The 17,290-nt window shown below is 35.9% G+C and carries 17 protein-coding genes; 7 read left to right on the top strand and 10 right to left on the bottom strand.

The window, feature by feature from the left end; all coding sequences use genetic code 11:
* The first annotated feature begins 32 nt into the window (after positions 1-32).
* Both AC559H_RS23080 and AC559H_RS23075 read left to right on the top strand, forming a co-directional pair.
* Positions 33-398, top strand: coding sequence for a hypothetical protein (locus tag AC559H_RS23080; protein ID WP_026794805.1), 366 nt, complete (start codon positions 33-35; stop codon positions 396-398).
* 11 nt (positions 399-409) lie between these two features.
* Entirely contained in the window at positions 410-556 is a 147-nt protein-coding gene (locus tag AC559H_RS23075; RefSeq protein ID WP_081694855.1) for a hypothetical protein, read from the top strand.
* A gap of 140 nt (positions 557-696) precedes the next feature.
* Here AC559H_RS23075 and AC559H_RS23070 read toward each other — a convergent pair whose 3' ends face one another.
* Entirely contained in the window at positions 697-1,023 is a 327-nt protein-coding gene (locus tag AC559H_RS23070) for a hypothetical protein (protein WP_026794806.1), read from the bottom strand.
* Between the two features lie 333 nt (positions 1,024-1,356).
* Between AC559H_RS23070 and dnaG the strand changes: the two genes are divergently transcribed.
* Complete coding sequence (gene dnaG / locus AC559H_RS23065) at positions 1,357-3,297, top strand: DNA primase (protein ID WP_026794807.1); 1,941 nt, start codon at positions 1,357-1,359, stop codon at positions 3,295-3,297.
* 111 nt (positions 3,298-3,408) lie between these two features.
* Here the strand turns inward: dnaG and AC559H_RS23060 are convergent, their stop codons facing one another.
* Genes AC559H_RS23060 through kdpA form a run of 5 tightly spaced genes read right to left on the bottom strand, consistent with a single transcriptional unit; the run spans position 3,409 to position 9,286 of the window.
* Entirely contained in the window at positions 3,409-4,557 is a 1,149-nt protein-coding gene (locus AC559H_RS23060) for a histidine kinase (protein WP_026798603.1), read from the bottom strand.
* 2 nt (positions 4,558-4,559) lie between these two features.
* Positions 4,560-5,138 (bottom strand): K(+)-transporting ATPase subunit C, encoded by a 579-nt coding sequence (gene kdpC, locus AC559H_RS23055; protein WP_026794808.1) that lies wholly within the window; start codon positions 5,136-5,138, stop codon positions 4,560-4,562.
* A 48-nt stretch (positions 5,139-5,186) separates the two neighbouring features.
* Positions 5,187-5,456, bottom strand: coding sequence for a potassium-transporting ATPase subunit F (locus AC559H_RS23050; RefSeq protein ID WP_026794809.1), 270 nt, complete (start codon positions 5,454-5,456; stop codon positions 5,187-5,189).
* A gap of 42 nt (positions 5,457-5,498) precedes the next feature.
* Positions 5,499-7,568 (bottom strand): potassium-transporting ATPase subunit KdpB, encoded by a 2,070-nt coding sequence (kdpB, locus tag AC559H_RS23045; RefSeq protein WP_026794810.1) that lies wholly within the window; start codon positions 7,566-7,568, stop codon positions 5,499-5,501.
* A gap of 35 nt (positions 7,569-7,603) precedes the next feature.
* Positions 7,604-9,286: a potassium-transporting ATPase subunit KdpA gene (gene kdpA / locus AC559H_RS23040; protein ID WP_026794811.1), complete on the bottom strand. Its 1,683-nt coding sequence runs from the start codon at positions 9,284-9,286 to the stop codon at positions 7,604-7,606.
* A 452-nt stretch (positions 9,287-9,738) separates the two neighbouring features.
* Here kdpA and AC559H_RS23035 point away from each other — a divergent pair, with 452 nt between their 5' ends.
* The 3 genes from AC559H_RS23035 (at position 9,739) to AC559H_RS23025 (ending at position 11,694) form a co-directional block, all read left to right on the top strand.
* Positions 9,739-10,818 carry a sensor histidine kinase gene (locus AC559H_RS23035; protein WP_026794812.1) on the top strand — a complete coding sequence of 360 codons (1,080 nt, stop codon included), beginning with the start codon at positions 9,739-9,741 and terminating at the stop codon, positions 10,816-10,818.
* A 31-nt stretch (positions 10,819-10,849) separates the two neighbouring features.
* A complete protein-coding gene (locus AC559H_RS23030; RefSeq protein ID WP_026794813.1) occupies positions 10,850-11,521 on the top strand; it encodes a response regulator in 672 nt (223 codons plus the stop codon).
* Between the two features lie 71 nt (positions 11,522-11,592).
* Complete coding sequence (locus AC559H_RS23025; RefSeq protein ID WP_071782538.1) at positions 11,593-11,694, top strand: 50S ribosomal L9 C-terminal domain-containing protein; 102 nt, start codon at positions 11,593-11,595, stop codon at positions 11,692-11,694.
* A gap of 76 nt (positions 11,695-11,770) precedes the next feature.
* Here the strand turns inward: AC559H_RS23025 and AC559H_RS23020 are convergent, their stop codons facing one another.
* Together AC559H_RS23020 and AC559H_RS23015 are read right to left on the bottom strand one after the other, a co-directional pair.
* Entirely contained in the window at positions 11,771-12,907 is a 1,137-nt protein-coding gene (locus AC559H_RS23020; RefSeq protein ID WP_051319779.1) for a hypothetical protein, read from the bottom strand.
* Positions 12,908-14,473: an AAA family ATPase gene (locus AC559H_RS23015; protein WP_071782513.1), complete on the bottom strand. Its 1,566-nt coding sequence runs from the start codon at positions 14,471-14,473 to the stop codon at positions 12,908-12,910.
* Between the two features lie 303 nt (positions 14,474-14,776).
* Between AC559H_RS23015 and AC559H_RS23010 the strand changes: the two genes are divergently transcribed.
* Complete coding sequence (locus AC559H_RS23010) at positions 14,777-14,947, top strand: hypothetical protein (RefSeq protein WP_158442075.1); 171 nt, start codon at positions 14,777-14,779, stop codon at positions 14,945-14,947.
* 49 nt (positions 14,948-14,996) lie between these two features.
* On the opposite strand, the gene AC559H_RS23005 is transcribed toward AC559H_RS23010, so the two are convergent.
* Both AC559H_RS23005 and thrB read right to left on the bottom strand, forming a co-directional pair.
* Complete coding sequence (locus AC559H_RS23005) at positions 14,997-16,298, bottom strand: CrcB family protein (protein WP_026794816.1); 1,302 nt, start codon at positions 16,296-16,298, stop codon at positions 14,997-14,999.
* Between the two features lie 8 nt (positions 16,299-16,306).
* Positions 16,307-17,239: a homoserine kinase gene (thrB, locus tag AC559H_RS23000; RefSeq protein ID WP_026794817.1), complete on the bottom strand. Its 933-nt coding sequence runs from the start codon at positions 17,237-17,239 to the stop codon at positions 16,307-16,309.
* Between the last annotated feature and the right edge of the window lie 51 nt (positions 17,240-17,290).

Genomic DNA, 17,290 nt, shown 5'->3' with positions numbered 1-17,290 from the left:
AAGACTGAATTAGATTATAAAAGGATAGTTATATGACTGCCAACTTAATTCAAGCGTCATCTCCATCTATTGCCAAATTGACTTATCCTGTGTTAATTCAACAACAAAATCAAGAATATATAGTAACAGTATTAGGTTTAGATTGTAAAGCTAAGGGTTCAAGTCGAGAAGCGGCACTAGAACAATTATTAGAACAAGTTAATGCTATTCTAAAACAAGGTGAAATTGTGCAGTTAGAAATTCCTCTACCCAAACCGGAACATCCTTGGATGAAGTTTGCAGGAATGTTTAAAGATGATCCCTATTTTGACGAGATGCTCAAAGATATTGAAGATTATCGTCGTGAAAGAGATGCTGAAACGGAAGAATATTATTGTCAAATTGATGGAGAGGAGTAGAAAAAGAAGGACTGCAAGCTTTAGATTATTTAAAATTAAAACGAAATCTTAAAGAAAATACGATTCAATATTTTCAGTTAGGATATGCTCCCCAAGTATGGGAAACTTTTGTCATATCTATATCGGAATCAAAACCGAAAGAACCAGAACTGGTTTAGTCGAGATTGTAGGAGATATTAAGGTGATCACACAGGAGCCAATGGAAAATTTTCCATTGGCTCCTGTAACATTTGTAGTATTAAAAGTACATTTTTCTTCAGTTAGAAAAGATAGCTATAAACTAGACCAGCAAAAATTTTCACTGAATAGGTTCAAAACCCTCTGTATTATTAGTATTATTATTTACGTCGTTTGTAGTAGCTTGGTCAATAATCTCCTCAGTTACGTATGAACCTAACACCCCACCAACAAATTTACCAATAGTTTCAGCATTTTCAGCTATTTTTTCAGCCATTATTTCACCAACCGTATCTGGAACTCCATCGGCCAAACCAGAAATCATCTCACCTAACATTAATCCAAAGGCTCCACCAGCAAAACCACCAAAGGTTCCACCAGCAAGCATAAAGGCAGCTTTAACACTACCTTTCTTGAGAATTTTAATCACTATTGGGTTGTTTAACATATCTTTTTGCTTCTGGTTCAGAAGTGTAAAGTTTACGTTCCTAAATATACATCGTCTACAAAAATTTTTCAAGTGAGTAGATTTGAAATCCTAAACAACTGCTAAGTATTGGTAGTGTATTATACTAAATTTTATTATCAAAATCTGTTGTTGTGCTTTAGTTCTCTGAAAATGGTGCTGAAGCACAACAACAAATTCTTCAAATGATTTATTGAATTTATGCCTATTGTAAATAACAATACCTTTAAAAAAATAAGACACTCAAAAGATTAGAAAGATCATAAAGGATATTTTATGGCAAAATAAAGACTTATCATCCCAATCTAATCCTCAATGCTGACTCCACGGATTCATCCAGAAACAATAGAAGATGTCAAAGAAAGGGCGGATATTTATGATATCGTGTCTGAGAAAGTTTCGTTGAAACGGCGAGGAAAAGATTTTGTGGGTTTGTGTCCTTTTCATGATGAAAAAACCCCTAGTTTTACCGTGAGTCCTACTAAACAAATGTTTTATTGTTTTGGATGTGGGGCGGCGGGAAATGCGATTAAATTTATTATGGATTTGGATAAAAGTTCTTTTAGCGAAGTGGTTTTAGAGTTAGCTAAACGGTATCAAGTTCCGGTGAAGACTTTGGAACCTGAAAAACGTCAGGAATTACAGAGACAGATTTCTTTACGAGAACAATTATATGAGATTTTAGCGATCGCAACCAGTTTTTATCAATATACTTTAAGACAACCGGAAGGACTGCAAGCTTTAGATTATTTAAAATTAAAACGAAATCTTAAAGAAAATACGATTCAATATTTTCAGTTAGGATATGCTCCCCAAGGATGGGAAACTTTATCGGATTATTTGGTAGAACAAAAACATTTTCCGGCGGAATTAGTCGAACAAGCTGGGTTAATTGTACCTCGAAAAACTGGCAATGGATATTATGATCGATTTAGAGATCGATTAATGATTCCAATTCATGATAGTCAAGGAAAAATTATTGGATTTGGGGGCAGAAGTTTAGGGGATGAACTGCCAAAATATCTCAATTCTCCTGAAACTGAATTATTTGATAAAGGTAAGACTTTATTTGGTTTAGATAAAGCTAAAAATGCTATAAGTAAACAAGATCAGGCGATTGTTGTTGAGGGATATTTTGATGTAATTGCTTTACATACCGCCGGAATAGAAAATGCTGTGGCTTCTTTAGGGACTGCGTTAAATTTGAATCAAGTTCGGCAGTTAGTTAGATATACGGAATCTAAACAAATTATTCTCAATTTTGATGCGGATGCCGCCGGGAATAAAGCCGCCGAACGAGCGATTGGAGAAATCGAAGATCTGGCTTATCAAGGTTATATTAATTTACGAATTTTAAATATTCCTTCTGGTAAAGATCCCGATGAGTTTTTAACTCATAATTCTGCTGAAGATTATCAAAAATTATTGGTTAATGCTCCATTTTGGATTGATTGGCAAATTCAAAGGTTATTAATTGGAAAAAATCTTGAAACCGTTGCCCAGTCGCAGCAAGTATCAAAACAAATGGTAGAATTATTGAGAAAAATCGAGAATGGAATGCAACGCACCCATTATATTCAATACTGTGCTGAACTTCTGAGTCAAGGACAAAATCGGTTAATTTCTTTATTAGCTAAAAATTTACAAACTCAAGTCAATAAATATCATTCAGAACCATCGAAAAACAAACAATCTTCTGATATTTTAGTTAATATTAATTCTGAGCGAAGTTTATTAGAAGAAGCAGAAGTTAAACTCCTCAGAATATATCTCCATTGTCCCGAATATCGTCCAATGATTGTTGATGGGTTAGAAGCAAGAGATTTACAGTTTAGTTTAGCTCATCATCGGTTTTTATGGCGAGAAATTGCCCAAATTGAGGCTCGATTTGAAAAGAGTTTAGATCCGGTGGATTTAATTCTGGAATTGCAACAAGTTTGTTTAGATAAAAATCAACAAACCAAACAATTTTATCATCTATTTTATCTGGATGAACATACGGAAATTGATATTTGTCGCGCTCAATTAGTTGTTCGCAGTTCTATTGCGTCTATTGAAACAGTTATTTGTCAAAAAAGACGAGATATGGCATTAAAATTATGGGGGGAAACCGATGTTTCTCAACAGCAGAATTTAGCTCAAAAATATTATCAACAAATCGACGCAGAAACCAAATGGATGTGGGAATTAAAAAGAATTAGAGATACCCAATTTCATGATTTAATTTCTGTTCCGTTAGGTGGGATGGGGAATTGATTATGGCAAAGCATACTCAAATTTTTCCAACCAAAGATGTGATTAAACTGGGAAAAAACAACTCTTATATCTTGATTATACAGCTTATCCGCTATTATGCAATTAATAAAATTATGAGGGTAAATTCAATATTTTCTCAGCATCAATAATATGAATATCAACACCTTTCAGATATTTTAATAATTGCTGAACGGGTGATCCTTTCCAAAACAATTCCCAGCGAGATTTGCGCGTATGTCCGAGAACAACTTGAGTAATATGATATTGTTGAGCAGTTTCAGCGATCGCTTCCGACACATTATAACTTTTAATCCGAATAAATTCTCCCCCGAACTCTTTAATTAAATCTTGACAAGTTTCTAAGAGTAAACTTTCTTCTTTGCTTAAAAAACGTTCTGGATTTTCCACATATAACCCATATAAACGGGCTTTCATTGCATTAGCTAAACGTAACCCGCGCCGCAAAAGTTGGGGTGAATTTTGATAAGTTGAAATACAAACTAAAACTCGCTCATGAACATTACAAAATAAAGTTTTTTCAGTGGTTTCTGCTGAGGCTTCAATATTATCAGCAACTTCCCGCAAAGCTAACTCTCGCAACGCCACTAAATGACGACGTTGAAAGAAATTTTGTAACGCTTGTTCTATTTTTTCCGGTGCATATATTTTACCCTCTCTTAACCGTTCTTGTAGGGTTTCTGGGGTAACATCAATCACCACAACTTGTGTCGCTTCATCCAAAAGACGATCGGGAATGCGTTCTCGAACAATAACCCCTGTAATTTTTGCGACTAAATCATTTAAACTTTCTAAGTGTTGAATATTCACCGTTGAATAGACATCAATTCCATGATTTAGAATAGTTTCTACATCTTGATAACGCTTTTCTTTAAGAGAACCGGGAACATTAGTATGAGCTAATTCATCCACTAAAACTAATTGAGGTTGACGAGATAAAATCGCATCCGTATCCATTTCCCATAGGGTGATCCCTTGATGAACAACAGTTTTTTTAGGAATAACTTCTAAACCTATCGCTTTTTCTGCGGTTTCTTCCCGTCCATGGGTTTCTAATAACCCAATTACAACATCAATTCCTTCTTCTTTTAATTGATGTCCTTCTTCTAACATTTGATAGGTTTTACCGACCCCTGGAGACATCCCAATAAAAATTTTATGTTTTCCTCGATTTCGAGAGGATGTTTGATAATAGGATTCAGGGGAATTCTTTTGAGTTTCAATTTCACTGCTATTAATCATCGTTAATTGGATAGGTTGTCTAAATCTAAATTTAGTTTTAGCACATTAACCCCCAATTCTCCAAAAATTCCTAAAAATCTATTATCAGTATTTTTATTAACTAGAATTTCTATTTGATTAGGATTCAAAGAACGCGCATTAGCTACTCGTTGAATTTGGGCTTTTGCGGCTTGAATACTAATATGAGGATCTAACCCTGAACCCGATGAATAAACTAAATCCACCGTGGGAGTAATCTTATTAGATTGTAGTTGATCAATTCGTTCTGTTACTTTTTTTAACAAATCTGGATTACTCGGTGCTAAATTACTTCCTCCTGAAATTCCCGTTGCTAAACCATCTTTAACGGGACTATAATCAACACTACTCGGACGGGATATAAAATAACGATTGGAGGTAAAATTCTGACCGATTAAAGCCGAACCAATAATCTCTCCTTGAGGATTTTTAATCAGACTTCCATTCGCTTGAAATGGGAAAATTCCTTGACCGATTATTAGAATCAAAACCGGGTATAAAATAGCCGTTAAAACCCATAAAACTAGGGTAGTGCGGATGGCTGTTAACAAATCTCTGAACATAGTATATTTTGAAACTGAAAGTACATTTTTTGAGAGTTTGGCTGGTTTTTAAAACCGTTCAGGTTGTAAAATTACAGCCAATAAATAGAGCGCAATGGCTATTGTTACTAAAATTAAAACTCCAATAGCCCAAGCTGCTTTTCGAGTTATTTCTTCTCCCGTTGCTGCATAAATTACGGGGGCAAAGATTAGATTACAGGATAACAGAAAAAACAAAGAAATGGGTAAAAGGTTGCGTTTACCTTGAGTTTGGATTAAGGAAATTATTCCTTTAAATTCACTAGGTAATATTGAATTAAAATCATCCGAAATTTTCATTTTTACTCCTATTTTGTTACCACAGAAACCCGGTTTCTTTTCTTATATTAAACCAATAATAGCGATGATGCTATCAATCATTTTAATTCCAATAAAGGGTGCAATGATTCCTCCTAATCCATAAATCAAAATATTTTCTCTCAGTAATTGATTAGCACTAACGGGGCGAAACTTAACCCCTTTTAAGGCTAAAGGAATTAAGGCTGGAATAATTAAAGCATTATAAATTAGGGCGGATAAAATAGCCGATTGACTACTGGCTAACCCCATAATATTTAAACTGCCAATACCCGCAGCAGAAAACATCGCTGGAATGATCGCAAAATACTTAGCAATATCATTAGCAATAGAGAAAGTAGTTAACGCCCCGCGAGTAATCAATAATTGCTTACCAATGGTGACTAAATCAATCAACTTTGTGGGGTCAGAATCTAAGTCTACCATATTCGCAGCTTCCTTTGCAGCTTGGGTTCCAGAGTTCATTGCTAACCCGACATTTGCTTGAGCTAAAGCCGGAGCATCATTGGTACCATCCCCGGTCATTGCTACTAATTTACCCTGGGATTGTTCCCGTTGAATCACAGCAATTTTATCCTCTGGAGTGGCTTCGGCAATAAAGTCATCTACCCCCGCTTCTTGGGCGATAACTTCGGCTGTAATTCGATTATCTCCCGTTAACATTACGGTTCGAACTCCCATCCGTCGCAGTTGATCAAAACGATCTTTAATCCCGGGTTTAATAATATCTTTGAGGTAAATAATTCCATACAATTCATTATCTTGGCAAACGGCTAAAGGTGTACCACCCAAACGGGAAACACGCTGATAAGCGATATCTAAATCATCCGTTAGTTGACCTCCACGGGAACGAACAAACCCCTTAATTGCATCAACAGCCCCTTTTCTGACTTCACTGTTATCGGGTAAGTTTGTACCACTCATCCGAGTCCTAGCAGAAAACTCAATTCCTTCGGCTAATTCCCGATTAAAATTAACCGTCGCCCCCAGTTTTTCTGCGAGTCTAACAATTGATTTTCCTTCCGGTGTCTCATCAAAAATACTAGCCATGAGTGCCACTTTAGCAACTGCTTCTGTGGTATGATTATTAACTGGAATAAACTCCTCAGCTAGTCGATTTCCTAACGTAATGGTTCCGGTTTTATCTAATACTAAAGTATTGATATCGCCACAGGCTTCTACCGCCCGTCCCGATGTTGCAACCACATTAAATTGGGCTACTCGATCCATTCCAGCAATTCCAATTGCACTTAATAAACCGCCAATTGTTGTGGGAATTAATGCCACCAATAGGGCAATTAAAATCACAATACTAACCGGAGTTTGAACATAATTAGCAATTGGTGAAATCGTAGCTACTACAATTAAAAATACTTCAGTTAATACCGCTAATAACACCGTTAAGGCAATTTCATTTGGGGTTTTTGTTCGTTCCGCTCCTTCAACTAAAGCAATCATTCGGTCTAAAAATCCTTTACCTGGTTCCGATGTTACCCGTAAGATTAATTCATCAGAAATAATCCGAGTTCCTCCGGTTACAGAACTAGCAACATCGCTTCCGGGTTCTTTTAAAACCGGGGCAGATTCGCCAGTAATTGCTGATTCATCGACGGAAGCAACTCCTGAAATTACTTCAGCATCCACTGGAATCATATCTCCAGCAATAACTTTAATTTGATCTCCTTTTTTTAACGATGTGGAACTAATTTCTTCAATCAAACCATCGGGTAATAATTTGCGGGCGGTGGTTTCTGCTTTGGTCAAACGTAAGGAATCTGCTTGGGCTTTTCCCCTTCCTTCTGCTAAGGCTTCAGCGAAATTTGCACACAGTAGGGTTAATAATAAAATCACTGTGACGAGGAAATTAAAAAAGCGATTATTTTCTCCTTGAACTGTTCCAAATAAGTTAGGATCAAGAACTAATAGGGCTGTAATAATTGTTCCTAACCAAACGACAAACATCACCGGATTTTTAATCATGTATCGGGGATCAAGTTTGCTAAAAGCATCCCGAAACGCTCGTTGATAAAGTCCTTTAGTATTGACTTTTTTTTGCTTTTTTTGTTGTCGTTTATTTAAGCGAGTTTTTATCATAAAATTGCAGGGGTATTTAAGAAAAGACAGAGAAATTATTTGAAACTAGCAATTTGAAAGGCTTCAGCCACTGGCCCCAATGCTAAAATAGGTAAGAATGTTAAGGCTCCCAAAATCAAAATCACTCCGGCTGTGATGCTAGTAAATAGGAGAGAATTTGTTTTTAATGTGCCCGGAGTTTCGGGAACAGGTTGTTTATTTAACAGACTTTCTGCTAACAGTAATAACGCGATAATTGGAATATAACGTCCGGCTAAAAGTACAACACTGGTGCTAAGATTCCACCAGATAGTATTATCCCCTAATCCTTCAAATCCTGAGCCATTATTGGCAGCGGCGGAAGCATATTCATAAATCACTTGAGAAATGCCATGAAATCCAGGGTTTGAAATCCCTGAAAGTTGAGGATAGGCGAGGGTAATAGCACCAGGAATTAGAATAGCAATGGGGTGAACCAGTAAAATTACACTGGCAAAAATAATTTGTTGTTTTTCGATTTTTCGCCCTAAAAATTCTGGAGTTCTACCCACCATTAATCCAGTTAAAAATACTGTTAAAATCAGGAAAATGAATAAATAGACTGTTCCGGTTCCTTGTCCTCCCCAAACAATTTGTAAAAACAGATTAAATAAGGTGGAAAAACCCCCATTTGGCATAAAAGAATCCAGCATCCCATTAACAGCACCGCACATTGTTCCGGTTGTGGTAACAGCCCACAATGCGGTTTCTGCCCAACCAAATCGAATTTCTTTTCCTTCTAAATTTGGAGCTTGTTGACTGAGAAAATTATTAACAATTGGGTTTCCTTGAAGTTCTCCAAGGGCGGTAATAATAATCAAGCCGGAATAGATTAAAAATACCATTCCAAAAAGTAACCAAGTTTGTTTTTTATCCTGGGTAAAAATTCCAAAGGTATAAATCAAAGAAGCGGGAATACTAACCATTGCTAAGGTTTCTATTAAGTTAGAAAACCCATTGGGATTTTCATAGGGATGGGCTGAATTTGCTCCAAAGAAACCGCCTCCATTTTCTCCGAGTTGTTTGATGATTTCAAAATGAGCAATTGGCCCCCGGGCGATCGCTTGTGTTCCTCCATCTAAGGGGGTAACAATTTGCGATCCGGCTAGGGTTTCGGGTACACCTAATGCTAATAAAATGACTGCACCAATTAAGGAAATAGGTAATAAAATCCGAGTGATAGAAAGGGTTAAATCAACATAAAAATTCCCCAATGATCTGCCTGTTAATCCTCGAATAAAAGCGATAGAAACCGCTAAACCCGTCGCAGCCGAAGTAATCATTAAAAATCCTAATGCGAGTACCTGGCTGGCATAGCTGAGGGTGTTTTCACCGGAATAATGTTGTTGATCCGTATTAGTTAAAAATGAAATTGTTGTATGTAGGGTTAAATCCCAAGTTGGGGCATTTAATTGCAGGGGATTTAAGGGTAAAACTCCTTGTAAACTGATAATAAAATAGACAAAAACTCCCATGACTAAGTTGATCAAAAGCATGGCACGAGCATATTGCCAACCTGTCATATCCCGTTGTAAACGAACTCCACTGAGGTTATAAATTAGGCGTTCCAGGGGATTTAATATGGGGTCAAGAAGGGTCTTTTTCCCTAAGAAAACATCAGCAATATAGGTTCCAAAAATAGGAACAATCGCCACTAATAGTCCTAAAGTTAGGGCAATTTGAAAGAAGCCTTGCCACATAAATATGATGGAGATTAGCCGTAGAATTTAATTTGATTGTCTGACTTTTTCCCGAAAAAACCATCTAACAAAAAGTAGAATTTTGAGCAGAACACGATATAAGCCAAAAATATAAGAGATATGTAGCTACTTCTATCTGGACTCATAAACCTGTTGATATAGATGAGTATAACTAGAGATATATACTAATCTTAAAAAATGTAGGGTGGCTTCCCTCCCAAAGTCCGTCAACTTTAAGGCTAAAAGTAGGCTAGAAAACCGAAAGTTTGTTGATTTTTTTCTAGTTCTAGATCCCCCCTAACCCCCATTAAAAAGGGGGGAATTAGAGTTCAAAGTCCCCCTTTTTAAGGGGAATTAGAGTTCAAAGTCCCCCTTTTTAAGGGGGATTTAGGGGGATCGACCAAAATGGTAATTTTAAGTTAGATTAAAAATAGTAATTCATTGATAAATAAATGATGATTTTAAAAAATACTTTAAAAATTCATTGGTTAATTTTAGGATTTTTTGCGGTGGTGATTTTATTAGAATATATGACGCCCGCAGAATATGTTTTTGGTTATCTTTATACAATTCCTATTTTATTAGCTCACCCCCGTTTAAATCAGATGATTACCTTACAAATTACTGTATTCGCTTGTTTATTAACGTTATTTAACTTAGTTTTTCCGAGTCCTGAAATCATCAATTTAGCAACAGTTGCTAATCGAATTATTGCCGTTTTTGCTTTAATTGTTACGGGTTGGTTAAGCGATCGCACCCGTCGCTATGAAGAAGCAATTTCTCAACAACAAGTTCAACTCCAAGCTCATAGTAAACTAGCCAGTGTTCGAGAAGATTTTGCGTCTACTTTAACCCATGATTTAAAAACACCCCTTTTAGGGGCAATTGAAACTCTAAAATCCTTTCAAAACAGACAGTTTGGTGATATTAATTCGACTCAAGAAAAAATTCTCGATATGATGTTGCGTTCTCACCAAAGTAGCTTACAATTAGTTCAAACTTTATTGGATGTTTACCGTAATGATACGGAGGGATTAAAACTAAATTTAGAACCGATTAATTTAGTCAAAATTGCAGAAGAAGCGATCGCAAATTTAACAGATTTAGCAACAACCAGACGAATTTATTTAAGTTTAAGTTATCGGGACTCTAATTTTCGGCGATTTCTATGGGTAAAAGGCGATCAACTGCAACTTCAGCGCGTTTTTAGCAATTTATTAATTAATGGGATTAATCATTCTCCGCGTGGGGGTCGGGTTGAGGTAATATTAGAATCTGAAGCTCATTTTCAGGTGGTGAAAATTTGGGATCAGGGTCTAGGAATAACCCCCGCAGAATTGCCAAATTTGTTTGAGCGATTTTATCAGGGAAATAGCGATCGCCAAGCTCAAGGCTCAGGATTAGGATTATACTTAACTCGACAAATTATTGAAGCACATGGGGGTATAATTTGGGCAGAAAATAAAATCCCCAATGGGGCAATGTTTTGTTTTCGTCTTCCGGCTCTAGCTCAGGGGGACATTCAACTGTAACACTTAAAATTTAAAAAAAAAGTTAGTAAAAATGCCATCAAACCTATTAAGAGTTTTATTAGTCGAAGATGATGAATTATTCCGTTTAGGACTAAATATTCGTTTGCAAAAAGAACCCGAAATTAAAATTATTGGGGAAGCAACGGATGGAGAAACCGCCGTTGAATTAACGAATCAATATTTACCAAATGTGGTATTATTAGATATAGGATTACCGGGAATTGGAGGGGTAGAAGCCTGTCGTCAAATTAAACAAAACCATCCTGAAATTCCAATTTTAGTCTTAACTTCTCATTCTCAAAAAAGTCTAATTGAACGATTAATTAAGGCGGGTGCATCGGGGTATTGTTTAAAAGGAATTGAACCAAATTTACTGATTTTAGCTTTATATTCAGTGGCGGCTGGAGCTTCTTGGTGGGATCAAACGGTGACAGCAGAAATTCGGACATTGTTTGATAATATCGCATCAGGAGAAACTCAAAATCTAGCGATCGCTGATCATGATTTAACCCACAGGGAACAGGAAATTTTAGCCTTAATTGCTGATGGCAAAACTAATCAAGAAATTGCTAATTTACTTCATATTACATCAGGAACGGTTAGAAGTCATGTTCATGCTATTTTACAAAAGTTAGAGGTACGCGATCGCACCCAAGCTGCCATTTTAGCGATTCAAAAAGGATTAATTTATAAACCTTCATAATCACTGATTTAAAGGTTATATAGCACTACGCAGTAGGGAACAGGGAACAGGGAACAGGGAACAGGGGGGAAATTACTCTCCCCAGTATCAGTAAATTAGGAAGCTATAAAGCCAATATTAAGTTACATTCTGGCGTGACGGCTGATGTGGAAGTTGAAGTGGTTTCCCTGTAAATTTCATCAATTTCAAAGGTTTTTTTCCTAAGCCCGAACTCAAGTTCGGGGCTTATTTTTATTTTTCTGTTAAAATTTAAGCCCGGATTGGACTGTGAGCAATACAAAAATCTACCACGACCTGTCCAATTTTTTCCCATTCTGGCTTCATATCATTGTTAAATTCCCTAGCAATTTTATGAGGTTCTATTTTTTCCAAATATTCAATAGTATTATCAAGCGTATGTTCTCCAAATCCCAATGAAATTTGACATTGACAATTATTTTTAGGATTTTTAATCTTACATTTCCAATCAGCTAGACAATCATCATTTATACATTTTAAAATTGTATTGATTTCCAAAACATGACTTTCCCAAAATGATTTATCCTTTGGGTTAGTAGAACTAAATATTTTATACATTAACGTTCCTTGTTTTATATCTAAAAAATGTTTTATCTGATAGCCACTAATTTCTTGAAGTGTTTTAATTCTTTTCATTGCGTCTTCTCGTTCTTTATTTTTTGAGCAAATTTCAATTAAAATTGAATCAGGGATTAAATTCTCAATTTCGTGTACATCAAGGATCAAAACTTTTGTCCTGAAAAACTGTGAATTTTGATTTTGATCAATGGATGCTATTAATGCTGCGGTACTCCCCAGCTTTCCTTCAGGAGAAATTCGATCACTATCTAAAATACACAAACATAAACGCTTTGTTTTTTGTTGAATATTATCATATTCAATATTAATTGTGTTACCACCTCCTCCCCTAGATTCACACTCTATTTTAATATTTATTTTTTGCCATATTACATAAACTCTAGCTACAGTTTGATAAAAAAAAGTATCCCTGCTATTTTCACAAAGGAGTATTGTTTTCTGTATTGACTCCGTATTCTCAAAAAATCCTAAAGGAACTTGAATAACTTCTTTACCAGATAAAGAACTTAATCTTGGTTCTAAAAGATCAGTAATTTCAATGTATTTTGTTACAACAGAAAGATAGGATCTCAACTCAGAAAATTTATTGTAGAGCATAGTATAAATAGCTCGTGTCGTTTTAGATAAGTCTTGACAATTAGCAATTATTCCTAAAGTTTTTCGATCTGAAATTACTAAATGTTTACCTTCTCGAACAGCATTTGCTAAATTTTCTAAAGCTGGAATAGTTTCTGGTTCATCCCAAATATCATTATTATCAAAAACAGATTTATGAATATTAATCAGCATCTATACAAGCTCCATTTCAAAGAAGCCCAATGGCCAATTTTCCAAATATCCTTCAGCATCAAATTGAGAAGTTCTTACTTGTATTTCTCCAGATTCTTCGGAAGGTTCAAACAAAACAATATTAATATCATCAGGAGAGATTTTTTTCTCAGCTACTAAATGTCCCAGTCGATTCACTAATACTTCACTGTGAGTTTCAATCACTAAACGTAAATCAATATCATTGTTTCTCGCTGTGTTAATCGCTGCAACGAAGGTATCTGTTAAAGTTCCCTGTAAGCGAGGATGAAGATGTAACTCAGGTTGTTCAATGGCATAAGTTACTATTCTTTCATTTACAGAATGAGATGCTGATTTAGTTTGAAATTTTGGAAATACGCTTAACAACCATAGCTGAGTAATAATCGGAAGAATTTGTGAAAAACCAAACCCAGTATCAGCGATATTCAGATCTCGATCCGAATTATTATGCTTTATCATTAAAGAAATATGCCCAAGGCTAGATATAATTGAAGGCTCAAAACCAAATTGTTCTAAAGTCCATTCCGAAAAGTTTTTTCTTTCTTCATCGGTTAAATTGCGTAAAAACATCGCCAGATTTTTTCCTTGATAATCAACTTCATCAACTGCTAAATCTTGAGTTCGATAATATCGTTCTGCTGTAGCTCGGATTGGCCCCATATAACTAATTTGTCGTGAAAAATCAGTTATAGTATTATCACAAGCTTTAAGAATAAAAGGAATTTCTAATGCAATAATCAGATCTCTTAATTGTTGAAATTCTTCGGTTTCAATTGTCCATTTGCTAGTTTTATTTTTCCAAGATTTAGTATTAAAACTCTCTTGCTGAATGTATTTTAACATATTTTCTGAATTTCCCAAACAACGAAGAAAACCATATACTCCACTTCTAATTGTATGTTCACTTTTTGATGGACGATATTTTTTTGTTTGTTTAGTCAAAGTCTTAAATAAACCTGAAAATGTTGCGGATCTTGCAAACATTAGAAGCGGAAGCGTTTTTTCTATTTCATTATCTTTGTTTTTATCAATTTCTTCCATAATGATTGGTAATAGTGAACGAGTATCAAATTTTTGGGACATATATTGATAACCAAAACTTAAAATATCGAGAGAATTTACAGAAAAGATAGTTACACACTCATTTTCATCAAACTCTAATTCAATCTCTGAATCTTCAAATCTCAAAGCTATTTTGCTGGTTCTAGTCGTTTGTTTTTCTTCGTCTTCTGATACCTGTATTGTTAAGTATATATTTATTAAGCTATTTTCTGAAAATTTTAATTGAAACTTAAAAGAAAAAGCAATATTGTTATCAGCATTCCTTTTGTGAGCATCATTAAAATTGCCAAAATCAACAAGACGACCTGACCACAAAATAGGGCCAGTTGTTCTCGACTCTATACTTTGCTTTAAAAGAGGAAAAACACGGAGAAAGCTACTCTTACCTGAACTATTTTGTCCAAGAAGAACTGTTAAAGGCTTAATTTTGATATCACCAGTATCAGACAAACAGCGTAATCTTTCAACTCTAATAGAATCCATAAATCTTACCTAATCTAACTACTTTTTCAAAGCCATTACCAGATGGACTATATAACCATTGTTGAAAATACTTTATCATTCTATAATAGAGTTTAACATAAAATTGTCTAATCTGCTTAACAGCTTATTTCTAATTCTTTGGCGAATTTAATAAAACCAAGTTGGGATTCATTTTGTAAAGATAGTTTTTTAGTTATTAAAAGAGAACGATTAGATGATTTTTCAAATACAGTTCTTTTATTTATGGAAAGTAGCCTATTGTCACAATTAGACGAGTGTTTCGATTTGGCTATATCAACTCTAATGTTTCATTTGACAATATACAATGATTTATTAGAAAAACAAAATAGATATGAGCAAGAAATTCCTCAAAAATGGCAAGCCGAAAAACAATCTTTAGATCAACTGCGTTCACAAATTGATAAAGTGCAGACAGAAATTGATACGATTTTAAATTCTATTTCCACAAGTTAAGAATAATCAAATAGATGGAATCCCCGCCCGTTTTATGGGGGGGTGGATGTCAATCAGATTGATCTAACCGTTTTTGCCATTCCGCATCAATTTTATCAGAATTTTGTTCCTCTTGTTCTAATAAATCCGTTTCAGTTGTATAGGCTAAATTATCTTTATTAATCACAGTTTTCTTAGCAAATTGACGGGCATAATTGAGTTTTTCCTGTATAATTGAATTGTCATCAGTCAAAATATTAACTCTGTTTTTTCGGGTTGTATTGCGAATATTGACTTTTTCATTTTTCCATTGTACCCAGAAATATCTAATTAAAGGAATAGTCAAAAATCCCACACCGTAAATTAATAAAACTGGATAAATGACATGAACAAATCCTAAAAATCCGGTTAAATATCCAGCAATTTCTGGAGTTTTTAATAAACTCCCTAACATTAATGCCCCAATCACATTAACCGAACCTAAACCAATTGCCCCCATAATTTGCCCGGAACTAGCCAAACTAAACCGCCATTTTTTTTCTTTTAAATAACCAGGAACAGATTGAGATTGAGAGTTTATAGCTGTGGTTTGCAATTCGGGGAAATGATAGATTAACTGTCCCTCTGGACTTACCTCCGGTCTACCATCAAATCGAGTTAAAATCGGTAACATATAATCTTCATATTCCTGAGCTACTGAACTCCCAATTTCATCTAAATAGGGGGTAATTTGTTCGGCAATAATCGCGCCTTTTTGGTTTTGAATCACCCGACCAATGGTTTGCCATCGGCGTTCTTCCAAATTATAATTGGGGTTGCCATCTCCAAAAATAAACGAAAAAACAGATTCCAAAAAATTCATCGGTTTCTTTTGATCGCTACTTTTAGCATTTTGGCGTTGATAATGGTTATTATCGACCGTGGAAAACCAACGAAAATCAGGCATCAACCAAGCGATCCAAAACCAACTCCCACCGCGACTTCCCCCGGAGTTGTTATTATTTTGACTGTTATTAATCACCACTAAAATCGTAATAATAGCAGCGACAATCAGCAGAATTGAGGCAATTAAAATAATTCCAAAGGAAATTCTAATCAGATAAAATAAAACCTTCCAAATTTTATTCCACCAGTCTTTTAACTTCAATTGCCAATATTTATTCCGCAAAATAGCCTGAAAATTGCGGGGAAATGCAAAGGCAATTTCGCCCGAATCAGCCACTTGTAAATGACCTCCGGCTTCGGATGCCAGGACTAAAAGTTCCCGTTGGGCGATATTAATATCAATTCCGGCTTGAGTTGCCACATCGCCACTGGTGACACGATATCCCAGTTTTTCAACAGCATTAATAATACTAGGATTAAGAACCATTGTTTCTCCTATTCAATATTCATTGTCGCCCCTTGAGTATCGAGTTGCAGCACCTTAACCTCTGGGTTGACGCCCTCTTGTTTCCAGGCGGTCGTCATCGCCACGGCCACCGCAGGGGCTGATATTTCATCGGTTAAAGCCAATAAAGTTGGCCCCGCCCCACTAATCACTAATTCAAAAGCTCCGGCCGTTAATGCCGCCGTGCGGACGGTTTCAAACCCTTTAATTAAGGATTTCCGATAGGGTTGATGAATTTTGTCTTGGAGTGCCACCCTTAACCAGTCGGGGTTACGGGTTTCTAAACCCCTAATTAATAATCCCAGATGGGCGGTATTAAAAATCGCATCCGCCCGACTATAGTTTGGGGGCAAAACCTTTCTAGCTTCTGCGGTGGATAATTCAAAATCAGGAATCGCCAGAACTGGAACTAGATCACAATGCCAGGGAATGGGGCAAATTTCCCAGCCTATACCATTTTCTCCTCTGGATACGGATAATTGACAATTGCCTAATAAGGCGGGAACCACATTGTCGGGATGTCCCTCGATTTCAATGGCTAATTGCAGGATCTCAATTTGGCTCAAGGGATTTCCAGCTAAGGTATTCGCCCCCAACAGTCCCCCGACAATAGCGGTGGCAGAACTCCCTAAACCCCTGGCTAAAGGAATTCCTAAATCAATCTCGATCTGAACCGGGGGCGGGGTTTGACCGAGGTGCTGATAAACCCGAATAAAGGCTTGATAGGCTAAGTTACTTTCATCGGTTTGGACGATCGCGGCTTCTGTGCCCTGAACCGTAATGGTTAAAGTCTCATTTGATGTATTTTTTAAATAAGAAAAACGCAGCGTATTGTATAGAGTTAAGGCGGCTCCAATACAATCAAATCCCGGCCCTAAGTTGGCGGTTGTTGCGGGAATAGTTACAGTAACAGTGTTGGGCATGAGATATAAATATAGCAGGGAATGGGGAATTACGAATTACGAATTACGAAT

Source organism: Planktothrix prolifica NIVA-CYA 540 (assembly GCF_963864145.1).
Lineage (GTDB): Bacteria > Cyanobacteriota > Cyanobacteriia > Cyanobacteriales > Microcoleaceae > Planktothrix > Planktothrix agardhii.
This window is presented reverse-complemented; position numbering and strand designations above follow the sequence as displayed.

Coding starts and splice junctions, on each gene's coding strand:
- dnaG (WP_026794807.1), top strand. CDS start 1,357: ATGCTGACTCCACGGATTCATCCAGAAACAATAGAAGATGTCAAAGAA.
- AC559H_RS23050 (WP_026794809.1), bottom strand. CDS start 5,456: ATGAAAATTTCGGATGATTTTAATTCAATATTACCTAGTGAATTTAAA.
- AC559H_RS23060 (WP_026798603.1), bottom strand. CDS start 4,557: ATGATTAATAGCAGTGAAATTGAAACTCAAAAGAATTCCCCTGAATCC.
- kdpB (WP_026794810.1), bottom strand. CDS start 7,568: ATGATAAAAACTCGCTTAAATAAACGACAACAAAAAAAGCAAAAAAAA.
- AC559H_RS23010 (WP_158442075.1), top strand. CDS start 14,777: ATGTTTCATTTGACAATATACAATGATTTATTAGAAAAACAAAATAGA.
- AC559H_RS23020 (WP_051319779.1), bottom strand. CDS start 12,907: ATGCTGATTAATATTCATAAATCTGTTTTTGATAATAATGATATTTGG.
- AC559H_RS23005 (WP_026794816.1), bottom strand. CDS start 16,298: ATGGTTCTTAATCCTAGTATTATTAATGCTGTTGAAAAACTGGGATAT.
- kdpA (WP_026794811.1), bottom strand. CDS start 9,286: ATGTGGCAAGGCTTCTTTCAAATTGCCCTAACTTTAGGACTATTAGTG.
- AC559H_RS23015 (WP_071782513.1), bottom strand. CDS start 14,473: ATGGATTCTATTAGAGTTGAAAGATTACGCTGTTTGTCTGATACTGGT.
- kdpC (WP_026794808.1), bottom strand. CDS start 5,138: ATGTTCAGAGATTTGTTAACAGCCATCCGCACTACCCTAGTTTTATGG.
- AC559H_RS23080 (WP_026794805.1), top strand. CDS start 33: ATGACTGCCAACTTAATTCAAGCGTCATCTCCATCTATTGCCAAATTG.
- AC559H_RS23070 (WP_026794806.1), bottom strand. CDS start 1,023: ATGTTAAACAACCCAATAGTGATTAAAATTCTCAAGAAAGGTAGTGTT.
- AC559H_RS23035 (WP_026794812.1), top strand. CDS start 9,739: ATGATGATTTTAAAAAATACTTTAAAAATTCATTGGTTAATTTTAGGA.
- AC559H_RS23030 (WP_026794813.1), top strand. CDS start 10,850: ATGCCATCAAACCTATTAAGAGTTTTATTAGTCGAAGATGATGAATTA.
- thrB (WP_026794817.1), bottom strand. CDS start 17,239: ATGCCCAACACTGTTACTGTAACTATTCCCGCAACAACCGCCAACTTA.